The sequence below is a fragment of the Mycobacterium farcinogenes genome, assembly GCF_019739075.1.
GTDB lineage: Bacteria > Actinomycetota > Actinomycetes > Mycobacteriales > Mycobacteriaceae > Mycobacterium > Mycobacterium senegalense.
The window spans coordinates 2,783,982-2,803,804 of the sequence record NZ_CP081673.1 but is presented as its reverse complement, the minus strand read 5'-3'; the positions used below and the strand labels follow the sequence as shown (position 1 = coordinate 2,803,804).

21 protein-coding genes, 1 tRNA gene and 1 other RNA gene are annotated in these 19,823 nt (G+C 68.3%); 11 read left to right on the top strand and 12 right to left on the bottom strand.

Features of this window, described 5'->3' with window-relative positions; translation table 11 throughout:
- Positions 1 to 44 precede the first annotated feature (44 nt).
- Positions 45 to 1,532 carry a CYTH and CHAD domain-containing protein gene (locus tag K6L26_RS13260; protein WP_019346861.1) on the top strand — a complete coding sequence of 496 codons (1,488 nt, stop codon included), beginning with the start codon at positions 45 to 47 and terminating at the stop codon, positions 1,530 to 1,532.
- Between the two features lie 17 nt (positions 1,533 to 1,549).
- Here the strand turns inward: K6L26_RS13260 and rnpB are convergent.
- Positions 1,550 to 1,935: RNase P RNA component class A (gene rnpB / locus K6L26_RS13255), an RNA gene on the bottom strand.
- Between the two features lie 29 nt (positions 1,936 to 1,964).
- On the opposite strand from rnpB, the gene K6L26_RS13250 reads away from it, so the two are divergent.
- The gene (locus K6L26_RS13250; RefSeq protein ID WP_064895713.1) at positions 1,965 to 2,417 is read left to right on the top strand and encodes a helix-turn-helix transcriptional regulator; all 453 of its coding nucleotides are present in this window, start codon (positions 1,965 to 1,967) and stop codon (positions 2,415 to 2,417) included.
- Between the two features lie 9 nt (positions 2,418 to 2,426).
- Complete coding sequence (locus K6L26_RS13245; RefSeq protein ID WP_064895715.1) at positions 2,427 to 2,846, top strand: VOC family protein; 420 nt, start codon at positions 2,427 to 2,429, stop codon at positions 2,844 to 2,846.
- On the opposite strand, the gene K6L26_RS13240 is transcribed toward K6L26_RS13245, so the two are convergent.
- Together K6L26_RS13240 and K6L26_RS31970 are read right to left on the bottom strand one after the other, a co-directional pair.
- A complete protein-coding gene (locus tag K6L26_RS13240) occupies positions 2,843 to 4,126 on the bottom strand; it encodes a DUF222 domain-containing protein (RefSeq protein ID WP_064895717.1) in 1,284 nt (427 codons plus the stop codon). The two genes, K6L26_RS13245 and K6L26_RS13240, sit on opposite strands and share 4 nt — an antisense overlap.
- Before the next feature lie 36 nt (positions 4,127 to 4,162).
- Positions 4,163 to 5,740, bottom strand: coding sequence for an FAD-dependent oxidoreductase (locus tag K6L26_RS31970; RefSeq protein ID WP_308204245.1), 1,578 nt, complete (start codon positions 5,738 to 5,740; stop codon positions 4,163 to 4,165).
- A gap of 24 nt (positions 5,741 to 5,764) precedes the next feature.
- On the opposite strand from K6L26_RS31970, the gene K6L26_RS13230 reads away from it, so the two are divergent.
- Positions 5,765 to 6,346, top strand: a complete 582-nt coding sequence (locus tag K6L26_RS13230; RefSeq protein ID WP_019347673.1) for a helix-turn-helix domain-containing protein — start codon at positions 5,765 to 5,767, stop codon at positions 6,344 to 6,346.
- A gap of 1 nt (position 6,347) precedes the next feature.
- Here K6L26_RS13230 and K6L26_RS13225 read toward each other — a convergent pair whose 3' ends face one another.
- Genes K6L26_RS13225 through cobC form a run of 4 tightly spaced genes read right to left on the bottom strand, consistent with a single transcriptional unit; the run spans position 6,348 to position 10,336 of the window.
- Complete coding sequence (locus K6L26_RS13225) at positions 6,348 to 7,427, bottom strand: bifunctional RNase H/acid phosphatase (protein ID WP_064895719.1); 1,080 nt, start codon at positions 7,425 to 7,427, stop codon at positions 6,348 to 6,350.
- Positions 7,424 to 8,152: a zinc ribbon domain-containing protein gene (locus K6L26_RS13220; protein ID WP_064895720.1), complete on the bottom strand. Its 729-nt coding sequence runs from the start codon at positions 8,150 to 8,152 to the stop codon at positions 7,424 to 7,426. The genes K6L26_RS13225 and K6L26_RS13220 overlap by 4 nt, the downstream gene beginning before the upstream one ends.
- 28 nt (positions 8,153 to 8,180) lie before the next feature.
- Entirely contained in the window at positions 8,181 to 9,314 is a 1,134-nt protein-coding gene (locus tag K6L26_RS13215) for a Nif3-like dinuclear metal center hexameric protein (RefSeq protein ID WP_019347670.1), read from the bottom strand.
- Positions 9,311 to 10,336, bottom strand: a complete 1,026-nt coding sequence (gene cobC, locus K6L26_RS13210; RefSeq protein ID WP_064895722.1) for an Rv2231c family histidinol phosphate aminotransferase CobC — start codon at positions 10,334 to 10,336, stop codon at positions 9,311 to 9,313. The genes K6L26_RS13215 and cobC overlap by 4 nt, the downstream gene beginning before the upstream one ends.
- A 53-nt stretch (positions 10,337 to 10,389) precedes the next feature.
- Between cobC and K6L26_RS13205 the strand changes: the two genes are divergently transcribed.
- The 3 genes from K6L26_RS13205 to K6L26_RS13195 are packed head-to-tail and all read left to right on the top strand — an operon-like array spanning position 10,390 to position 12,392.
- Positions 10,390 to 11,067 (top strand): HAD-IA family hydrolase, encoded by a 678-nt coding sequence (locus K6L26_RS13205; protein WP_064895724.1) that lies wholly within the window; start codon positions 10,390 to 10,392, stop codon positions 11,065 to 11,067.
- On the top strand, positions 11,060 to 11,557 hold the full coding sequence (locus K6L26_RS13200) for a low molecular weight protein-tyrosine-phosphatase (protein WP_019345554.1): 498 nt from the start codon (positions 11,060 to 11,062) through the stop codon (positions 11,555 to 11,557). Before K6L26_RS13205 ends, K6L26_RS13200 begins: the two co-directional genes overlap by 8 nt.
- A 4-nt stretch (positions 11,558 to 11,561) precedes the next feature.
- Positions 11,562 to 12,392 (top strand): SURF1 family cytochrome oxidase biogenesis protein, encoded by an 831-nt coding sequence (locus K6L26_RS13195; protein WP_064895726.1) that lies wholly within the window; start codon positions 11,562 to 11,564, stop codon positions 12,390 to 12,392.
- Here K6L26_RS13195 and K6L26_RS13190 read toward each other — a convergent pair.
- The gene (locus K6L26_RS13190; protein ID WP_064895728.1) at positions 12,346 to 13,305 is read right to left on the bottom strand and encodes a cobalamin biosynthesis protein; all 960 of its coding nucleotides are present in this window, start codon (positions 13,303 to 13,305) and stop codon (positions 12,346 to 12,348) included. The genes K6L26_RS13195 and K6L26_RS13190 overlap by 47 nt on opposite strands.
- A gap of 36 nt (positions 13,306 to 13,341) precedes the next feature.
- On the opposite strand from K6L26_RS13190, the gene K6L26_RS13185 reads away from it, so the two are divergent.
- The 3 genes from K6L26_RS13185 to K6L26_RS13175 all read left to right on the top strand — a co-directional run bounded on the left by K6L26_RS13185 (position 13,342) and on the right by K6L26_RS13175 (position 15,137).
- Positions 13,342 to 14,169 (top strand): oxygenase MpaB family protein, encoded by an 828-nt coding sequence (locus K6L26_RS13185; protein ID WP_036393838.1) that lies wholly within the window; start codon positions 13,342 to 13,344, stop codon positions 14,167 to 14,169.
- A gap of 10 nt (positions 14,170 to 14,179) precedes the next feature.
- Positions 14,180 to 14,572, top strand: a complete 393-nt coding sequence (locus K6L26_RS13180; protein WP_064895730.1) for a VOC family protein — start codon at positions 14,180 to 14,182, stop codon at positions 14,570 to 14,572.
- Between the two features lie 61 nt (positions 14,573 to 14,633).
- The gene (locus K6L26_RS13175; RefSeq protein WP_064895732.1) at positions 14,634 to 15,137 is read left to right on the top strand and encodes a hypothetical protein; all 504 of its coding nucleotides are present in this window, start codon (positions 14,634 to 14,636) and stop codon (positions 15,135 to 15,137) included.
- A gap of 15 nt (positions 15,138 to 15,152) precedes the next feature.
- Here K6L26_RS13175 and K6L26_RS13170 read toward each other — a convergent pair.
- The 4 genes from K6L26_RS13170 to K6L26_RS13155 form a co-directional block, all read right to left on the bottom strand.
- Positions 15,153 to 15,227, bottom strand: a tRNA-Val gene (locus K6L26_RS13170).
- Between the two features lie 53 nt (positions 15,228 to 15,280).
- The gene (locus tag K6L26_RS13165; RefSeq protein WP_019346334.1) at positions 15,281 to 15,742 is read right to left on the bottom strand and encodes a peroxiredoxin; all 462 of its coding nucleotides are present in this window, start codon (positions 15,740 to 15,742) and stop codon (positions 15,281 to 15,283) included.
- Positions 15,742 to 16,179 carry a DUF3052 domain-containing protein gene (locus K6L26_RS13160; RefSeq protein WP_019346333.1) on the bottom strand — a complete coding sequence of 146 codons (438 nt, stop codon included), beginning with the start codon at positions 16,177 to 16,179 and terminating at the stop codon, positions 15,742 to 15,744. The genes K6L26_RS13165 and K6L26_RS13160 overlap by 1 nt, the downstream gene beginning before the upstream one ends.
- Before the next feature lie 113 nt (positions 16,180 to 16,292).
- On the bottom strand, positions 16,293 to 16,865 hold the full coding sequence (locus tag K6L26_RS13155) for an Rv2240c family protein (protein WP_019346332.1): 573 nt from the start codon (positions 16,863 to 16,865) through the stop codon (positions 16,293 to 16,295).
- Between the two features lie 145 nt (positions 16,866 to 17,010).
- Here K6L26_RS13155 and aceE point away from each other — a divergent pair, with 145 nt between their 5' ends.
- On the top strand, positions 17,011 to 19,800 hold the full coding sequence (aceE, locus tag K6L26_RS13150) for a pyruvate dehydrogenase (acetyl-transferring), homodimeric type (protein ID WP_064895733.1): 2,790 nt from the start codon (positions 17,011 to 17,013) through the stop codon (positions 19,798 to 19,800).
- Positions 19,801 to 19,823 lie beyond the last annotated feature (23 nt).

Sequence of the window (19,823 nt, the reverse complement as noted above, 5' to 3'; positions counted from 1 at the left end):
GGTGCCATCCGATCTTCCGCCTCCGGTGCACAGCGAAGGTGACTATGGCCCCCGGCAAATCCAAGACCGCGAGGTACACCGAAGTCGAGCGAAAGTTCGCGGTCACCGAGAACACCGTCTCGCCCTCGTTCGAAGGCCTTTCGGCCGTCGCCGAGGTGGCCCGCACCGAAACCCAGCACCTCGACGCGGTGTATTTCGACACCCCGGATCGCGACCTTGCCGCGCACCGCATCACGCTGCGGCGCCGCACCGGCGGCCCGGACGCGGGCTGGCACCTGAAGCTGCCGGCCGGGACCGATACCCGCACCGAGGTCCGCACACCGCTGGGTACGGCAACCGACACCGTGCCCGAGGAGCTGCGCGACGTCGTGCTTGCCATCGTGCGGGACCGTCCGCTCTCACCGGTCGCCCGGATCAGCACCCGGCGCAGTGTGCAGGTACTGCATGGCTCTGACGGGACTGCGCTCGCCGAGTTCTGTGACGACCGGGTGACGGCTTCGGCCATCGGCGGCGAAGAACAGAGCTGGCGCGAATGGGAGCTGGAGCTGCTCACCGCCGACGTCCCCGACGATTTGATGGATCGGCTGGCCAACCGGCTGGCGGATGCCGGCGCCGAGCCGGCCGGACACGGTTCGAAACTGGCCAAGGTGCTCGGAACCGACACCGTTCCCCCGCCTGCTCCCCCAGCTGATCCGATCCACCGGGCCATCGCCGAACAGATCGAGTCGCTGCTGGTGTGGGATCGTGCGGTACGCGCGGACGCCTACGACTCGGTGCATCAGATGCGGGTCACCACCCGCAAGCTCCGCAGCCTGTTGCAGGAGTCGAAGGAAGCCTTCGGGCTCGACGACGACGGCTGGGTGCTCGACGAGCTGCGTGCGCTGGCCGCGGTGCTCGGCGTGGCCCGTGATGCCGAGGTGCTGGCCGAGCGCTACCAGCGTGCGCTCGACGAGATGGACCCCGAGCTGGTCCGCGGGCCGGTACGCCAGCGCCTCGTCGAGGGCGCCAACCGCCGCTACACGGCGGGCTGGCGACGTTCCCTGTTGGCGATGCGCTCACAGCGCTACTTCCGGCTGCTCGACGCGCTTGAGGAGTTGGTCACCGCCCAACCGGAATCCGCGGACGCCGCAAAGCCTTCGGCGAACATCGATTCGGCGTACAAGCGCGTTCGTAAAGCAGCCAAGACCGCGGCCAAAGTGGCGGCCGACGAGGCCACCACAGAGGAGAAAGACGAAGCGCTGCATCGAATCCGCAAGGGCGCCAAACGACTTCGGTACACCGCGGCGGCCACCGGGGCCGACAAGGTGTCCGAACGGGCCAAGAACATCCAATCCTTACTGGGCGACCATCAGGACAGTGTGGTGAGCAAGGCGCACCTGAGCACCCAGGCCGACGCCGCACACGCCGCCGGCGAGGACACCTTCACCTACGGGCTGCTGTACCAACAGGAGCATGACACCGCCCAGCAGTCGCGCGCCATGCTGCAGGACGCACTCAAGAAGCTGGACAAGGCGGTCCGCAAGGCCCACTAAACGGCTGCGGGTGAGGGCGAACGAGTTGGCCTGTAAGCCGGATTCTGTCTCTCACCCCGGAGGGTGAGACGGCGACCATCCATCTGGACACACCGTCGCCGGGTGCCTCAAGCGGCCTACCCGCAGGCTCGGGCGAGCAGCCCTCAGGCGCCTGCGCGACCGCAACCAGGTTGCGGCCTTCTTGGCCTTGCTTCGGGTGGGGTTTGCCTAGCCACCCCGGTCACCCGGGGTGCTGGTGCGCTCTTACCGCACCGTTTCACCCTTACCATTTCTGGCGGTCTGTTTTCTGTGGCACTTTCCCGCGAGTCACCTCGGATTGCCGTTAGCAATCACCCCGCTCTGTGAAGTCCGGACTTTCCTCGACCTCCGGTCTCCCGGATGCCGCGGCCGCCCAGCCAACTCGTTCGCGCTGATCACCGTACCCTTATTTTCATGGCACAGGTGCCACCGGCCCGATATTTGCTGCGCGCGAGGGACCTCGCGGACGCCCGCTATGCGGATCCGATCACCGTCGACGACCTCGCGGCAGCCGCCGGATTGTCCCGCGCCCACTTCAGCCGGATGTTCACCCGTACCTTCGGCGAGTCGCCGCGGGCCTATCTGCAGAGCCGGCGACTCGAACGGGCCGCGGCGCTGCTGCGCAACACCGATCGTTCGGTCGCCGACATCTGTGTGATGGTCGGCCTGCACAGCGTGGGTTCGTTCACCACGAACTTCGCGCGGGTGTACGGCAAGCCGCCGGCCGCCTACCGGGCGAGCCTGCCGCCGGCCATGCTGCGCGCCCCGGTGCCCAGCTGCATCCTGGCGCGCGACACCCGGCGGCCGCATACCGGCCGGGCCAAGACAGCACAAACGGAGAAGACGGCCGGGCCGGAGCGGACGTAGCGTCTGCTCATGATGAAAATCGCTTACACGCATCTATGGGTTCACGATCAGGAAGTCGCGCTGAAGTTCTGGACCGAGAAGGTGGGAATGGAAGTGCGCGAAGATGTTTCGTTTCCGGAGGAGATGGGTGACTTCCGATGGGTGACGGTCGGCCCGCCCGGGCAGGACGACGTGGGCATCGTGTTGATGGCTGTGCCCGGTGAGCCGGTGATGGATGAGCAGACCCGCAAGCAGGTCCAGGACCTGACCGCAAAAGGCTTCGCCGGCACGGTGTTTCTGACCACCGACGACTGTCAGAAGAGTTACGAGGAGCTGACCGCCCGCGGCGTCGAGTTCACCGAGCAGCCGAACCAGATGCCCTACGGCATCGACTCCGGTTTCCGTGACCCGTCGGGCAACAGTGTCCGACTGACTCAGCGCACGGACTAGGCTGCGCAGCGCGCGAACTCAATCGCGACCCGCAGCTCGGTCACGCTCTCGTACGTCTCGATGGGCCCGGGTGGCGGCGGGGCGGTGGACCGGTACATTGCCCCGGTCGGGGTGATGAATTCGGCTGTGTGGACACCGTTCTCGTCACTCGTCGTCACGGACCACCCGGGTGATTCTTTGACGTAATTGCAGCGTTCGCACTCCCCCAGCCCGTTGAGCGCACTGGTCGGACCGCCGCCGGCATGGGGCTGCGCGTGGTCGTGGTGACGGATCGGCGCATCGCAGTACGGGGTTCTGCAGATCTGATCCCGCAGCCCGATGAATTGGGCCAGTGCCTTGGGGAACAGTCGCGACCGCGACTCCATGGCCGCCAGCGCACCGGATACCGGATGCCGGTAGAGCCGTCGCAGCGTCGCACGCGACCGCTCGTCGGTCACCGCATCGCTCACCAGGGAACGGGCCACCGACGCAGGCACCGGCCCGTATCCCTCGACCACGGCCGGGCTCTCGTCGCCCGCCAGCAGAGTCTGGTCGGAGAGCACCAGGTTGACCGCGACCGGCTCCGGCACGTCGGCCGGGCGACCCGTCACCCGCTCGTACACCGTGTCTGCCATTACCTGGCCGCGCGTCCGGCCGTCGAACGTCGTGTCAGCGGTCCGCTTCAGCGCCGCATAAACGCCGACGCCCTTCGGCATCGGCAACAACACCGTGAGGCGTGCCATGCAGTCCGGCGCCGGCCGGATCCAGACATTTCGATCCTCCGCTGCCTTCGCCGCCCGGTCGACGAACGCCTGCGGATCCAACCGATAGGCGATCTTCTTGGCTTCCGCCTCGATCCGCCCGTTTCCCAGACCGTCAAGCTTCGTGACATCGCCGCACATCTCCGCATCCAGCGCCCGGCGATCCTCGACTGTCAGGCATGCCGACTCCCGCACGATCAAGGTCGCCCGCCATTCCGACAGCACACCGGACTCCAGCGCGGCCAACGTGTAGGGCATCTCGTACACCAACGCCTTGGCGAAGCCGAGATGCCGACTGCCACATGTCGGCGAATCGTGGCGAGCCAGCGCGATCTCCGAGGCCACCCCACGACCTCGTTTGGCCCTCGGCACCCGCGCCGCCGCCTCGTCGGCCCGGCGCTTCTCGTCCAACAAGGCCGCGCACCGGGCCTGGCCGGCGGCCGCAGCCGACTTCGCCCGTTCGAGTTCCTCGATGCGCCGATGCAACTCGGCCTCGTCAGCATGCGGGTTGACCTGCGCCAACTCCGCCATATCGAACATACGTGCGATTATGCCACCGCCGGCTGACAAGTCGGCTCAGCCCACGCGACGCAGCACCATCACGTTGTCGATCAGGGTGCCGCGCTGTCCGTCGGGCCCGGTCGCTTCGCGCTCGTCGGTTCCCACGCGGACGCGCTCCCACTGCGTGTCGTCGAGGTTCAGCGAATCGACCACCTCTTCAGCGCTCGGGAACGGGAACTTCCGGACATGCTCGGGCGCCCACGGCGGCGCGGCACCGTGATCGACGACCACGAGCCGGCCACCGGGAGCCACCACGTCGGCCGCCCGGCGCAACATGTCCGCGCGGTCCATGAAGATCGGCGATTGCAGGAACTGCGCCGAGACCAGATCGAAGGGCCCGTCCGGCAAGCTCTCGGCCAGGTCGTGACGTTCGAACGTGATCTGGTCCGCCACACCCCGCGCCTGCGCTTCGGCGGCCGCCCGGCCGAGCGCGGTCTCCGACACGTCGACGGCGGTCACCCGCCATCCGTTCTCGGCCAGCCACACGGCGTCGCCGCCCTCACCGCAGCCGAGATCGAGCGCCCGGCCCGCCGGCAGCTCCGCGGCGATCTTGGCGAGCTGGGCGTTGACCCGCCCGCTCCAGATGCGGCCGCGCTGCCCGTAGTGCCGTTCCCAGTACTGGGCGGTGACGGCCGTTTGGCTGGGCCACGGCGGCACGGGGAGCCCGACGTCCTCGCCGAGTAGGTACTGCACGACGGCGGCGCCGGCCTGACTACCGGATGCGACGGCAGCGGCCACCTGTGGCATCTGCACGCTGAGGTCACCGGCGGCGAACAACCCGGGCACCGAGGTGCGGGCGAATCCGTCGACGACGAGCGCGTCGGCAGCGATCGGCCCGGGCGCCGACACCGCGCCGAGCTGGGCAGCCAGCGGTGAGCGTTGGTGCAGGGTGGCGGCGACGAGCGCGCCGCGCCTGGCCAGCTGCGTGCCGTCGGTGAATTCGACTGCCGCCAGTTCCCCGTCGTGGGTCACCAGCCGAGCGATCGCACGCTCGTCGACTCCGATTCCGGCGGAATCCAATTGCTTGACCTGTGCCTCGTCCAGGCCGCTGTCCCCGTTGGTGAGCACCACCAGGTCCTCGGTCCAGCCGCGCATCATCAATGCCGAGTGCACGGCGCGGTCGCCCTGGGCGATCACCGCGACCGGGGCATCCCGCATTTCCCAGCCGTGGCAGAACGGGCAGTGGAAAACCGAGGCGCCCCAAAGCTCTTCGAGCCCGGCGAGCTTCGGTGACCGGTACTCCATGCCGGTCGCCAGCAGGACTGTCCTGGCCTGCTCCTGGTTACCGTCAGTCAGTTCGAGGGTGAATCCCGGCTCTCCGCGCACCACTTCGCCGGTGCGAAGCTCCACCGTGGGGTAGGCGGCCAATTCGGCGCGCCCGGCCGCATAGAGATCGGCGGGCGGGCGGCCGTCGCTGCCCAGCAGGCCGCCGATTCCCGGTGCGGCCAGATTGCTCTGATGTCCCGCGTCGATCAGCAGCACCCGCCGCCGCGCCCGGCCCAGCACCAGCGCCGCACTCAGACCGGCGGCCCCGCCGCCGACAATGATGCAATCCCAGATGTTCTCCATGCCTACGAGCTTGCCCAACCCCATGGCAAAGTGCCAAGCTAATTTGCCATGAAGGCAAACGCTGCCGAACCGGTCGACATCGACGCGCTGGTCCGCAGCCGGCTGCGCGAGTTGCGTGGTCAGCTCGGGCTCACGCTGGAAGATGTTGCGCGCCGTGCACAGATCGACGTCTCGACACTGAGCCGGCTGGAATCCGGCAAGCGTCGTCTCGCCCTGGACCATCTGCCCCGGCTGGCCGCCGCACTGTCGGTGACCACCGACGAGCTGCTGCGCGCGCCGCAGGCCGAGGACCCTCGGGTCACCGGAGCCTCACACACCCACCACGACATCACCTACTGGCCGTTGACCCGGCAGGGCCCGGCGGCCGGGTTGCACGCCTACAAGATCCGGATCAGCGCCAAGCGCCGCAAACCGCCCGCCGAATTCCCGGTCCACGAAGGGCGGGACTGGATGTACGTGCTGTCCGGTCAACTGCGGCTGATCCTGGGCGAGCAGGATTTCGTCGTCAATCCCGGTGAGGCCGTGGAGTTCTCGACCTGGACACCGCACTGGTTCGGGGTGGTCGACGGCCCGGTCGAGGCCATCACCATCTTCGGCCCGCACGGTGAACAGCTACATCTGCACGCCTGACCTAGAGGTAGGCGGTCTGGTTCACCAACCGCACCGACGATCCGCCGTCGCCGTAGAACTCGGCGATCGACAGCGAGGCCAGATCCAGATGCAGCCGGTACAGGATGCCCTCGCCGGCGTCGAGCGCCAGCCGCAGAATGGTCTTGATCGGCGTCACGTGCGAGACCACCAAAACCGTTGCCGGGCCGTACTCGGCGACTATCCGATTACGCGCGCGGCTGACCCGCTGAGCTACCGCATCGAAGCTCTCACCGCCGGGCGGCTCGACGCTGGTATCACGCAGCCATTGCCGGTGCAGTTCCGGATCCCGTTGTGCCGCTTCGGCGAACGTCAAACCTTCCCACGCGCCGAAGTCAGTCTCGATCAGGTCGTCATCGACGCGGACGTCGACACCGAGCGCCTTGGCCGCTGCCGTCGCCGTCTCGTAGGCCCGCCCCAAAGGCGAGGTGACCACCGCCGCGATGCCGCCGCGGCCCGCCAGATAACGTGCGGCCGCGTCGGCCTGCCTGCGTCCCTCGTCGGTCAGCTCCGGGTTGCCGCGGCCCGAATAGCGCCGCGCGATGGACAATTCGGTCTGGCCGTGACGCAACAGCAGCAGCCGGGTGGGCGTCCCGGTGGCACCGGTCCAGCCGGGAGCCGACAACGTGGGCTTCTCGGCGGGCGGCGCACTCACGATGCCCGCGGCCGCGTCCATGGCCTCGTTGGCCAGCCGGTCGGCATGGCTGTTGCGTTCCCGCGGGATCCACGAATAGCTGATCCGCTCGAAACTCGCGGCCAGTTCCGCTGCCCGGCGCTGCAGCGGGATCAGATCGGGATGCTTGACCTTCCATCGCCCCGACATCTGTTCCACGACCAGCTTGGAATCCATCGACACCGCCACCTCGGTGGCGCCCAGCTCGGTCGCGGCCTCCAAACCTGCTATCAGCCCCCGGTATTCGGCGACATTGTTGGTGGTGCGGCCGATCGCTTCCTTTCGCTCGGCCAGTACCGCGTCGTGCCCGGCATCGAGCACGACAGCGCCGTAGCCCGCCGGCCCCGGGTTGCCGCGGGAACCGCCGTCGGCTTCGACGAGAACCTTCACTGCTTGATCCGCAAGAGGATTGCCCCGCACTCGGGGCAGCGCACCACGTCGTCTTCTGCGGCCGCGGCGATCCGGGCACTCTCACCGCGGTCGATCTCGATCCGGCAGGCACCGCAGCGCCGGCCCTGGAGCAGCCCGGCCCCCGCGCCGCCGCGGGCCCGCAGGCGTTCGTAGAGGGCGACGAGCTCGGGGTCGATCACGCTCACCAGGCCTTCGCGGCGCGTGACAGCCTGGTGTTTGGCCTGGTCGATCTCGACGAGTGCAGCATCGCGGGCCTGCTGTGCGGCCGACAGGGTGCTCTGCAGGTCGTCGATACGTTGCAGCGCCTGCGCCTGCTGGTTCGACAACTCCTCGCGTCGTTCCATCAGCTCCAGCAGCGAGTCCTCCAGGCTGGATTGCCTGCGCTGCAAGGTTTCCAGTTCATGCTGGATCTCTGCGACCTGCTTGGCGCCTACCGTGCCGCCGTCGATCAGCGCCCGGTCGCGGTCCTCGCGCTGGCGTACCGAGTCGATCTCACTCTCGAGCTTGGCCACCTGAGCGTCCAGATCTTCCAGCCCGATACCGAGCACACCGACCCCGTCACTGGCCGCGGCATGCGCAGCCTGCGCCGCGTCGACGTCCTTCTGTTCGGGCAGGTTCTTCGCGCGGTGTGCCAGCCGCCCGAGTTCGGCATCGACCTCGGTCAGTGCGAGAAGCGAACGTTGTTGTTTTACTTCGGCTTTCATGCCCTGACTTTCATGTAGTTGGTAGCGATCAACACTCGACGTTCCACGGATCGGTGCGTACCGACGACACCCGCACCTCCAGGGCGTCACCGAACCGCCCGCGCAGGATTTCGGCCGCCTGGGCACACCACGGGAACTCGGTGGCCCAGTGCGCCACGTCGATGAGCGCGACCGGTGAGGCCCGGCGGTGCTCGTCGGCCGGATGATGACGCAAATCCGATGTGACATATGCCTGTACGTCGGCACGGGCCACCGCACTTAGCAGTGAATCGCCCGCTCCCCCACACACCGCGACCCGCGACACCATGGCGTCGGGATCGCCCGATGTCCGGACTCCCCACGAGGTGGCCGGCAGCGCGGCCCGGACCCGGGATGCGAAGGCAGACAGCGGAACCGGTCGGTCAAGAGTGCCGATGCGGCCGATGCCCACGTCAGTGGGAATGGGGGCCAGGGCGAAGATGTCGAAGGCGGGTTCCTCGTAGGGGTGCGCGGCACGCAGCGCCGACAGGACGGCCGCACGCAGCCGCGAGGGCGCGATCACCTCCACCCGATCCTCGGCCACCTGCTCGACGGTGCCCACCTCGCCGATCGCCGGAGCGGCGCCGTCGTGCGGCAGAAACTGACCGGTGCCGCCCACGCTCCAACTGCAGTGCGAGTAGTCGCCGATGCGGCCGGCTCCGGCGTCGAACAACGCCTCACGCACCGTTGCGGCATCCGAGACCGGTACGAAGACCACCCATTTGTCCAGGTCGGGACCGGACGCCGCGGGTGAGAGCACGGCGTCGACGGTCAGGCCCAGGGCCTCGGCCAGCGCATCGGATACCCCGGGCGAGGCCGCGTCGGCGTTGGTGTGTGCGGTGAACAAGGCCCGGCCGGTGCGGATCAGCCGGTGGATCAGGGCTCCCTTGGCCGTATCGGCCGCCACGGTGTCCACGCCGCGCAGCAGCAGCGGGTGATGCGCCAGCAGCAGTCCGCGTTCGGGCACCTCGTCGACCACGGCTTCAGTGGCGTCGACGGCGATCGTCACCGATTCGACCAGCTCGCCGGGATCGCCGCACACCAGCCCCACCGAGTCCCAGTCATGGGCCAGCTGCGGCGGGTAGGCCGTGTCCAGTGTGGCGATCACGTCAGCCAACGGCACGCCGGCCGCTCGCGCGCTCATAGCAGCACCTCCGTCATGGCGTCGATCAATGCGGGCCATTCCGGCCGCACCGCGGCACGCAGGTAGTTGTCCGGCAGGCCCACGAAGGTATCGCAACGGCGTACCGCAATGCCCTTGCTTTCCAGATGTTTTCGCATCAACTCCGCGTCCGGCACGGTGAACAGGACAAATGGCGCGTCGCCGGCCACCACGCTCAGGCCGAGTCCCGCCAGCCCGGCGGTCATCGCGGCCCGCAATTCGGCCAGCCGCCGGGCCGCGGCGTCGGCCTCGGCGACCGCTTCGGGACGGCTCGTCGCCGCGATGGCTTCCAGCTGCAGCGTGCCCAGCGGCCAGTGTGGGCGCGGGGCGGTGAGCCGGGCCAATACGTCCGGCGCGCCGAGCGCGTACCCCACCCGCAATCCCGCCAGGGCCCAGGTCTTGGTCAGGCTGCGCAGCACCAGCACGTCGGGCAGCGATTCGCCGGCCAGCGATTCGGCCTCGCCGGGGATGCCGTCGGCGAACGCCTCGTCCACGACGAGCAAGCGACCGGGCCGGCGCAACGCGAGGATGTCCGGGCGGCGGTGCAGCACTCCGGTGGGGTTGGTCGGGTTGCCGATCACCACCAGGTCCGCGTCCTCGGGCACCGTGACGTCGGTCAGGGTGAACAACGGCGACGGCAGCACCACCTGCTCGATCGGGACACCGGCCGCGGCCAACACCGCTTCCGGTTCGGTGAACGATGGGGCGATCAGGGCGGCCAGTCGAGGCCGCAATCCGGCCAGCAGCGCGAAGCCCTCGGCTCCGCCGGCCAGCAACGCCACCTCGTCGGCGCTGCGACCGTGGCGGGCGGCGACCGCCTCGGCGGCCCGGCGCTGATCGGCCCGGCTCGGGTAGCTGCCCAGGTCAGGCAGCCGAGCGGCCAGCCGCTCGGTCAGCCAGGCAGGCGGGCCACCCGGGCGCACGTTGACCGCGAAGTCCAGCATGCCCGGCAATGCGGCCTGGTCGCCGTGGTAGCGGGCGCTTGCGCGGGGTGGGTGTGGCACAGCACGACACTAGTGGTCGGAGGACTTCGCGCGGCATACGGGAGAATGGGCACGTGACTGACACGCTGGAACTCACCCGACCGCAGCTGGTGCTGTTCGACCTCGATGGCACGCTGACCGATTCGGCGGCCGGGATCGTGTCGAGCTTCCGCCACGCGCTGGCCCATGTGGGTGCCGGCGTCCCCGACGGTGACCTGGCCGGACGTATCGTCGGCCCGCCGATGCACGAGACCCTGCAGTCCCTGAGCCTGGGCCAGACGAGTTTCGACGCCGACGCGGCGATCGCGGCCTACCGGGCCGATTACACGAGCCGCGGCTGGGCGATGAACAGCCTGTTCGACGGCGTCGAGGAGGTGCTGGCCGATCTGCGGGCCGCCGGGGTGCGGTTAGCCGTCGCGACCTCGAAAGCCGAGCCCACCGCACGTCGCATCCTGGAGCATTTCGGTCTGGACGGCTACTTCGAGGTGATCGCCGGGGCCAGCCCTGACGGCGTCCGCGCGGCCAAGGCCGACGTGGTCGCCTATGCGCTGGCCCAGCTGCAGCCGCTGCCGGAACGTGTTCTGATGGTGGGTGACCGGATGCACGACGTGGAAGGGGCGGCCCAGCACGGCATCGACACCGTCGTGGTCGGGTGGGGCTACGGTGCCGCGGACTTCACCGGACCCACCGCGGTGGCCGCGCACGCCCACGTCGACACCGTGGCGGCGCTGCGGGAGGTGCTCGGTGTCTGAGCTGCATGTGACGTTCGTGTGCTCGGGCAACATCTGCCGGTCCCCGATGGCCGAGAAGATGTTCGCCCACCAGATCAGCGAACGCGGCCTGGCCGACGTGGTCCGGGTGACCAGCGGCGGCACCGGCGGCTGGCATGCCGGGGACGGCGCCGACGAGCGCGCCTGCCTGGTGTTGCGCGAGCGCGGCTATCCCACCGATCACATCGCCGCCCAGGTCTGCGACGACCATCTCGGCGCCGACATGGTGGTTGCGCTCGGTCGCAACCACCTGCGGATCCTGACCGATCTAGGCGTGGCGGGCGACCGGCTGCGGATGCTGCGGTCGTTCGACCCGCGCTCGGGCGCGCACGCCCTCGACGTGGAGGATCCGTACTACGGCGCCAAGGCCGATTTCGAGGACGTGTTCACCGTGATCGAGGCGTCGCTACCCGGGCTGCACGCCTGGGTCGACGAGGCGCTGGCGCGCCGAAGGGTTCTCGAGGAGTCGTAGACTGATGCGCCGATTGACATTCCTGTTGCGGCCGCAGTGGATCGCGTTGTTCGTCGTGGTCGTCGCGTTCGCCTACCTGTGTTTCACGGTGCTGGCGCCGTGGCAGCTGGGCAAGAACACCAAGACCTCGCGGGAGAACAACCAGATCAGCCACTCTCTGCAGGCCGATCCGGTGCCGGTCACCACCCTTCTGCCCCAGCAGGATTCGGCCGCGCCGGACTCCCAGTGGCAGCGCGTCACCGCCACCGGCCACTACCTGCCCAAGGCCGAGGTGCTGGTGCGGCTGCGGGTGGTCGACGGTGAGCCGGCCTTCGAGGTGCTCACCCCGTTCGCGGTCGACGACGGACCGACCGTGTTGGTCAATCGCGGCTTCATCACCCCGATCGACGGGAACAAGGTGCCGCAGTTCGCTGCCGCGCCGAGCGGGCGGGTGACGATCACCGCACGGCTGCGCGACGCCGAAGCCAAGATCCCGGGTAAGGAACCGTTCCGCGGCGACGACGGTGCACAGCAGGTGTATTCGATCAACCCCGAGCAGATCGCCTCGCTCACCGGTGTTCCGCTGACAGGGTCGTATCTGCAACTGGTAGCCGGCCAACCCGGCGGGCTCGGAGAGATCTCGCTGCCGCACCTCGACGCCGGGCCGTTCCTGTCGTACGGCATCCAGTGGATCGCCTTCGGGATCGTCGCCCCACTCGGATTGGGTTACTTCATCTACGCCGAGGTCCAGCAGCGGCGACGCGAACGCGCGGCGGCCCAGGCCGCCGCGGCCGAACCGGCTCGCGAGCTCACCGCCGAAGAGAAGATCGCCGACCGCTACGGCAAGCGCCGCTGACCGCCAGCAGCACCGCGACGGCCGCTGCCGCGGCCTGTACCGCGCGCGACAGCCGCACCGCGCGGGCCACGTCGTCCACTTCGGGGATCCGCCCGTCGCCCAGGGTGGGCCGGATCTCGAGCTGGTGCGCGTACTGTGTCGGGCCGCCCAGGCGCACCCCCAGCGCCCCGGCGAACGACGCCTCGGCCACTCCGGCGTTCGGGCTGGGGTGGCGAGATGCGTCGCGGCGCCAGGCCCGCAGCGCCGCGGCCGGTGATCCACCCACCACCGGCGCGCACAGCACCGTGAGCACGCCGGTCAGCCGGGCCGGCAGGTAGTTCAGCGCATCGTCGAATCTGGCTGCGGCCCAGCCGAAGTAGCGATACCGCGGCGAGCGATGCCCGATCATGGCGTCCAGTGTGTTGGCACCCCGGTACACCAGCACGCCGGGCACCCCGCCGACCGCCGCCCAGAACAGCGGCGCCACCTGAGCATCAGAGGTGTTCTCGGCCAGCGATTCCACCGTGGCCCGGGTCAGGCCCGAGGCGTCCAGTGCGGCGGGATCCCGTCCGCACAGAGAGGGCAACAGGGCGCGGGCTCCGGCCAGGTCACCGGCGTCGAGCAGGGTCGCCATCCGGTTGCCGACCCGGTTGAGTGAGGTGCCGCCGAGCGCGACGTAGGTGGCCGCCGCCGTCATCCAGACCCGGTCACCGCGGCCGGCGGCCCAACCCAGCCCGGCCAGCCCGCCGAGCAGCAGCCCGGTGTGCAGTACACCTGCCCCACGCGTGTCGGAGTAGGTCAGCTTCTCCAACCGCGCTGCGCCGGCGCCGAACCCGGCCACCGGGTGCCCGCGGCGCGGATCGCCCAGCAGCAGGTCGGCCAGGAATCCGACGGCGATACCGGAGGCCGCGGCAAGACTTCTCGGCGCAAACACCCCGGCAGCGTCTCACAAGGTGGTCTACTCGAATTCATGAGGCTGGGTCCGCCACGACATCCGCGCCGGGTCACCGATCTGCTCAACCCGGCGGCGGCACTGTTACCCGCGGCCAACGTCATCATGCAGCTGTCGTCCCCCGGCGTCGGTTACGGCGTCCTGGAGAGCCCGGTGGACAGCGGCAACGTCTACAAGCACCCGTTCAAACGGGCCCGCACCACCGGCACCTACCTGGCCGCGGCCACCATGGGCACCGATGCCGACCGCGCGAGGTTGCGCACCCAGATCGACAAGGTGCATGCGCTGGTCCGCTCGCGAGAGTCAAGCCCGGTGTCCTACAACGCTTTCGACCCCAAGCTGCAGCTGTGGGTGGCCGCCTGCCTGTACCGCTATTACGTCGACATGCACGAGTTCCTCTACGGACCGCTCGATGAGGAATCAGCCGACGCGATCTATGCCGACGCCCGCACACTGGGCACCACCTTGCAGGTGCGCGACGAGATGTGGCCGCAGGACCGCAACGCTTTCGACGCGTACTGGAAGCAGTCGCTGCAGGATCTGCGGATCGACCCGCCGGTGCGTGAGCATCTGCACGGGGTGGCGGCGATGGCGTTCCTGCCCGCGCCGCTGCGGCTGCTGGCCGGACGGTTCAACCTGTTTGCCACCACCGGTTTTCTGCCCGCCGAGTTCCGCAGCCATATGCGGATGAGTTGGACGGCCGATCAGCAGCGGCGGTTCGAGTGGCTGTTGACCGGCCTGCGGGCCGCGGATCGCGTGATCCCTCACGAGGTGTGGTTGTTCGGCTATCAGCTCTACCTCTGGGACATGCGGATCCGCGACCGGTTCGGCAAAAGAGTGGTCTGAGGAGGCCGATATGACGTTTCCAGCGTTGGCTCATGTGGCGGTCACCGTCCGCGATCTCACGGTCAGCGGCCCGTGGTACCGGACGCTGTTCGACGCCGATCCGGTGCTCGACGAGGACACCGACGCCGGCTTCCACCACCAAGTGTGGCTGCTGGAGAACGGCACGCTGTTCGGTATCCATCAACACCGAAATCCCGCGCCCGACGAGCGTTTCAGCGAGTTCCGGGTGGGCCTTGACCACGTCGGCTTCGGCTGCGCATCGCGAGCGGACCTGGAGGCTTGGGTGGACCGGCTCGACGGGCTGGGCATCGCCCACGGAGGCATCGTCGACGCGCCGTACGGGTCGGGGCTCAGTTTCCGCGATCCTGACGGCATCGCCCTGGAATTCTTCGCCGGAGCCTGAACTCGGGTGGTACCGCAGGGTATCGCCGCGTCCGCGGATATGATCCGACGCGGAGGTCCCCTTGAAAGACGCCATTGTCCTGGTTGCCGTTTCGCTGGCAATCGGATTCGCGCTCGGTGGCCTTCAGGCCTCGGCCCCACCGGCGCCGGTCCCCGAACCACCGGCCCCACCGCTGCCTCGCCCCGGCGTCTACACCGTCACCGAAACCTCGGGCGACGCCACACCGCAACCCTACGACTGGATGCTGTCGGGCTGCGGGCCACGATGCCTGCGCGTGCACTCCCCCGCGACCGAAGGCGCATGGCAACTGGACCTGGCATGGGACTCCGGCGCCGATCGGCACAAAGGCGCGTGGGTCGGTGAGCGCGTCAGCCCCGGCATGCAGTGCAAGGCCGGCGCCCTCGCGGAGAAGACCGGCCCGGTCGCGTTCAAGTACGTCATCAGGCGCGATCTCACGGGGTTCGTGAACATGAAGTTCTCCGAGGACAACCCGTCGTGCTGGGGTGAGACCGTCATGCGCGGCCAGGAACTCACGCTGAAACGAGCGAAGCCGGTGTGGTCCTAGGACCTGGGATTGTGATGGTGGGCGCGGACGGTATCGAACCGCCGACCGCTGGTGTGTAAAACCAGAGCTCTACCACTGAGCTACGCGCCCCGTCGCAGGCACGGTACACGCCGCAGGGGCGTGACCGGAAATCCCGCGGGAGATCAAGCCCTCAAGGCCGCCAAAGCGTCCCGCCACACCGCCTGATCGCGTGGCTGGCCCGGATCCATCATCTCGGCGAAGCGGATCGTGCCGGCCCGGTCGACGACGAACGTGCCGCGGTTCGGGTATCCGGCATCGTCGTTGAACACGCCGTAGGTCTGGGTGACCGCGCCGTGCGGCCAGAAATCCGAGAGCACCGGGAACGTGAATCCGCTTTCGATGGACCAGATCTTGTGCGTCGGTGGCGGGCCGACCGAGATGGCCAGGGTCGCGGTGTCGTCGTTCTCGTACAGCGGCAGCTTGTCGCGGATCTCCCCGAGTTCGCCTTCACACACGCCGGTGAACGCCAACGGAAAGAACACCAGCAGCACGTCCTTGACCCCGCGGTACGCGCTGAGGGTGACCGGCCTGCCGTTCTGGTCCCGGAGCGTGAAATCGGGCGCCGGGTCCCCTACGGCCAACATCAGGTCCGCTTACCCGCGGCCTTCGACTTGGGTTGCACCAACCGGCTCGCCGTCCAGTCCCCCAACTTCGCCGACGAGGTCTGCATCAGACCGGCTGTCGGCGCCGATTCGGCGATCTCCGCGGGCAACACGTGCCCGGGCTTGCCGGTCTTGGGGGTCACCACCCAGATCACGCCGTCCTCAGCGAGTGGAGTGATGGCGTCCATGAGCCGGTCGACGAGATCCCCGTCGTCGTCCCTCCACCAAAGCAATACGACGTCGACGACCTCGTCCGAATCCTCATCGAGCAGCTCTGAGCCACACGCTTCCTCGATGTCGGCCCGGATGTCGTCGTCGCTATCCTCGTCCCAACCCAGTTCCTGGACTATCTGATCCTTGTGGATGCCCAGGATGTGGGCGTAGTTCGGGCCTGAGTCCGTCCCCGCCGCCGCGACCACCGTCGGTCCTCCTTACCTTTCTTCGAGCCTGTCTCAAGACTGCGTATTGCCCTATCGTCGCACGCCGACACTGTTGTGCGGGTGTCCGGCGGGCTACTTTGTCCGCCCGCCGGTCAGTAAGCCTTGTCGCATCGGTTCAGCGCGTCCTCTCTGGCCGTGTTCGAGCGGGTCGATGCCGCGTTGAACTCATCCGGGCCGACGTGGCCGGATATGGCGGCGACGAGGGCTCTGGCGGAGTCGACCCACTCGGTCAGCGCGGCGCGCAGTTCCGGTGACAACGCATCCGACAGGCCCGAACTGACCAGATCGGCGCTGCGGTTCAGCCCATCGATGGCCGGGCCGGCCTTGGCCGCGGTGTCCCCGCCGTTGTTGACGGCTTCGACGTACCCGTTGACCGCGTTGACCGCGTCGACGGCGGAAGTGCTGAGGTCTTCGCAGACCGTGTGCACGGCGCGGGTGGTCAGCGAGGCCTGCCGTTCGGATTCGCGGGTCACCGAGCTCGCCGAGGACTCCTCGATCGAGGCCTTCACCGAGGCCCGGTAGTCGGGCGCCGCCGACGAATCAACCTGTGCGGTACCGCCGGTAACGGACGAACAACCCACCACGACCATCGCGATCAGCGCGGCGCCACCCAGTGCGCCCGCGGCGATCCGCCCCTTTGCCTCAAACTGCCCATCAACCGGCACGATCTGCAGACGTTACCGGTTCCGAAAGCAACTGATGGGTAACTTGCGCAGCGCCACCCCCAGCGGCGAGCAGGCGGCAAGATAGGTGGACGATAGAAGGTGCCACAAGCACTGTCAGTAGTAACCGCCTAACAAGGAGCGGAAGTTGACCACCGAGTTCGTGCGCCAGGATCTGGCCCAAAACTCCTCTACCGCAGCCGAACCCGACCGGGTACGGGTGATTCGCGAGGGAGTTGCCTCCTACCTTCCGGATATCGACACCGACGAGACCGCGGAATGGCTGGAATCGTTCGACGAGTTGCTGGAGCGGTCCGGTCCGGCACGGGCCCGGTATCTGATGCTGCGCCTGCTGGAGCGCTCACGTGAGAAGCGGGTCGCCATCCCGGCGCTGACGTCGACCGATTACGTCAACACCATTCCCACCGAACTCGAGCCCTGGTTCCCCGGCGACGAGGACGTCGAGCGACGCTACCGCGCCTGGATCCGGTGGAACGCGGCCATCATGGTGCACCGCGCTCAGCGGCCGGGAGTCGGTGTGGGCGGCCATATTTCGACGTACGCGTCGTCGGCCTCGCTGTATGAGGTCGGGTTCAACCACTTCTTCCGCGGCAAATCCCACCCGGGCGGTGGCGACCAGGTTTTCATCCAGGGTCACGCCTCCCCCGGCATCTACGCCCGAGCCTTCCTCGAGGGCCGGCTGACGACCGACCAACTGGATGGTTTCCGCCAGGAACACAGCCATCCCGGCGGCGGCCTGCCGTCCTACCCGCACCCTCGCCTGATGCCCGACTTCTGGGAATTCCCCACGGTGTCCATGGGCCTCGGTCCGATGAACGCGATCTACCAGGCCCGGTTCAACCACTACCTGCATGACCGCGGGCTCAAGGACACCAGCGATCAGCACGTGTGGGCTTTCCTCGGCGACGGCGAGATGGACGAGCCGGAGAGCCGCGGCCTGATCCAGGTGGCCGCCAACGAGGCGCTGGACAACCTGACCTTCGTGGTGAACTGCAACCTGCAGCGCCTGGACGGCCCGGTGCGCGGCAACGGCAAGATCATCCAGGAGCTGGAGTCGTTCTTCCGCGGCGCCGGCTGGAACGTCATCAAGGTGGTCTGGGGCCGCGAATGGGACACCCTGCTGCACGCCGACCGCGACGGCGCCCTGGTCAATCTGATGAACACCACGCCCGACGGCGACTACCAGACCTACAAGGCCAACGACGGCGCCTACGTGCGCGATCACTTCTTCGGTCGCGACCCGCGCACCAAGGCCCTGGTCGAGCCGATGACCGACCAGGAGATCTGGAACCTCAAGCGCGGCGGTCACGACTACCGCAAGGTGTACGCCGCCTACCGTGCCGCGATGGAGCACAAGGGCCAGCCGACGGTCATCCTGGCCAAGACCATCAAGGGCTACACGCTGGGCAGCCACTTCGAGGGCCGCAACGCCACGCACCAGATGAAAAAGCTTGCGCTGCAGGATCTCAAGGACTTCCGCGACGTCACCCGGGTGCCGATCAGCGATGCCCAGCTGGAAGAGGATCCTTACCTGCCGCCGTACTACCACCCCGGGCCCGAGGCACCCGAGATCCGGTACCTGCTGGACCGGCGCCGGGCGCTGGGCGGTTTCGTGCCGGCCCGGCGTAACAAGTCCACTGCCCTGCAGCTGCCCTCCTCGGATGCCTACCAGGCGCTGAAGAAGGGGTCCGGCAACCAGGCCGTGGCCACCACCATGGCCACGGTGCGTACGTTCAAGGAACTGTTGCGGGACAAGAACATCGGCCCGCGTCTGGTGCCGATCATCCCGGACGAGGCCCGCACCTTCGGCATGGACTCGTGGTTCCCGAGCCTGAAGATCTACAACCGGAACGGGCAGCTGTACACGTCGGTGGACTCGGCATTGATGCTGGCGTACAAGGAATCCGAGGTCGGCCAGATCCTGCACGAGGGCATCAACGAGGCCGGTTCGACGGCTTCGTTCACCGCGGTGGGCACGTCGTACTCGACCCACAACGAGCCGATGATCCCGATCTACATCTTCTATTCGATGTTCGGGTTCCAGCGCACCGGCGACGGCCTGTGGGCGGCGGCCGACCAGATGGCCAAGGGCTTCGTGCTCGGCGCGACGGCCGGGCGCACCACGCTGACGGGCGAGGGTCTGCAGCACGCTGACGGCCATTCGCTGCTGCTGGCGTCGACCAATCCGGCCGCCGTCACCTACGACCCCGCGTTCGCCTACGAGATCGCCCACATCATCGAGAGCGGTCTGCAGCGGATGTACGGCGAGCACGCCGAGAACGTGTTCTTCTACATCACCATCTACAACGAGCCTTACGTCCAGCCCGCCGAGCCGGCCGATCTGGACACCGAGGCGCTGTTGCGTGGGATGTACCGGTATCGCCGGGCCGCTGACAAGCGCTCCAACGCCGCGCAGATCCTGGCCTCGGGTGTGTCCATGCCCGAGGCGCTGCGGGCGGCCGACATGCTGGCCGAGGAGTGGGACGTGGCCGCCGACGTGTGGTCGGTCACCAGCTGGGGCGAGCTCAACCGTGAGGGCGTGGAGATCGAGCGGCACCGCTTGCGTCATCCCGACCAGCCCGCCCGCACGCCGCATGTCACCAGCGCGCTGGCCGACGCGGCCGGCCCGGTGGTGGCGGTGTCGGACTGGATGCGGGCCGTGCCCGAGCAGATCCGGCCCTGGGTGCCTGGTACCTACATCACGCTGGGTACCGACGGCTTCGGCTTCTCCGACACCCGCCCGGCCGCGCGGCGCTATTTCAACACCGACGCCGAGTCGGTGGTGGTGGCCGTGCTCGAGGGGCTGGCCCGGGACGGCGAGATCGATCCGTCAGTGGCCATCGCGGCAGCCAAGCAGTACAAGATCGACGACGTGTTCGCCGCCGCGGTGTCCTACGTCGACACCGGCAGCGCCTAGCGTTGGAGGAATCCACTAGAAAA

Bases quoted from the DNA above. Each gene is read 5' to 3' on its own strand.
- K6L26_RS13165 (WP_019346334.1), bottom strand. From the start codon at position 15,742: ATGTTGGCCGTAGGGGACCCGGCGCCCGATTTCACGCTCCGGGACCAG.
- K6L26_RS13230 (WP_019347673.1), top strand. From the start codon at position 5,765: ATGAAGGCAAACGCTGCCGAACCGGTCGACATCGACGCGCTGGTCCGC.
- K6L26_RS31970 (WP_308204245.1), bottom strand. From the start codon at position 5,740: ATGGGGTTGGGCAAGCTCGTAGGCATGGAGAACATCTGGGATTGCATC.
- K6L26_RS13215 (WP_019347670.1), bottom strand. From the start codon at position 9,314: ATGAGCGCGCGAGCGGCCGGCGTGCCGTTGGCTGACGTGATCGCCACA.
- K6L26_RS13180 (WP_064895730.1), top strand. From the start codon at position 14,180: ATGACGTTTCCAGCGTTGGCTCATGTGGCGGTCACCGTCCGCGATCTC.
- K6L26_RS13240 (WP_064895717.1), bottom strand. From the start codon at position 4,126: ATGTTCGATATGGCGGAGTTGGCGCAGGTCAACCCGCATGCTGACGAG.
- K6L26_RS13195 (WP_064895726.1), top strand. From the start codon at position 11,562: ATGCGCCGATTGACATTCCTGTTGCGGCCGCAGTGGATCGCGTTGTTC.
- K6L26_RS13220 (WP_064895720.1), bottom strand. From the start codon at position 8,152: ATGAAAGCCGAAGTAAAACAACAACGTTCGCTTCTCGCACTGACCGAG.
- K6L26_RS13185 (WP_036393838.1), top strand. From the start codon at position 13,342: ATGAGGCTGGGTCCGCCACGACATCCGCGCCGGGTCACCGATCTGCTC.
- K6L26_RS13260 (WP_019346861.1), top strand. From the start codon at position 45: ATGGCCCCCGGCAAATCCAAGACCGCGAGGTACACCGAAGTCGAGCGA.
- K6L26_RS13245 (WP_064895715.1), top strand. From the start codon at position 2,427: ATGATGAAAATCGCTTACACGCATCTATGGGTTCACGATCAGGAAGTC.
- K6L26_RS13250 (WP_064895713.1), top strand. From the start codon at position 1,965: ATGGCACAGGTGCCACCGGCCCGATATTTGCTGCGCGCGAGGGACCTC.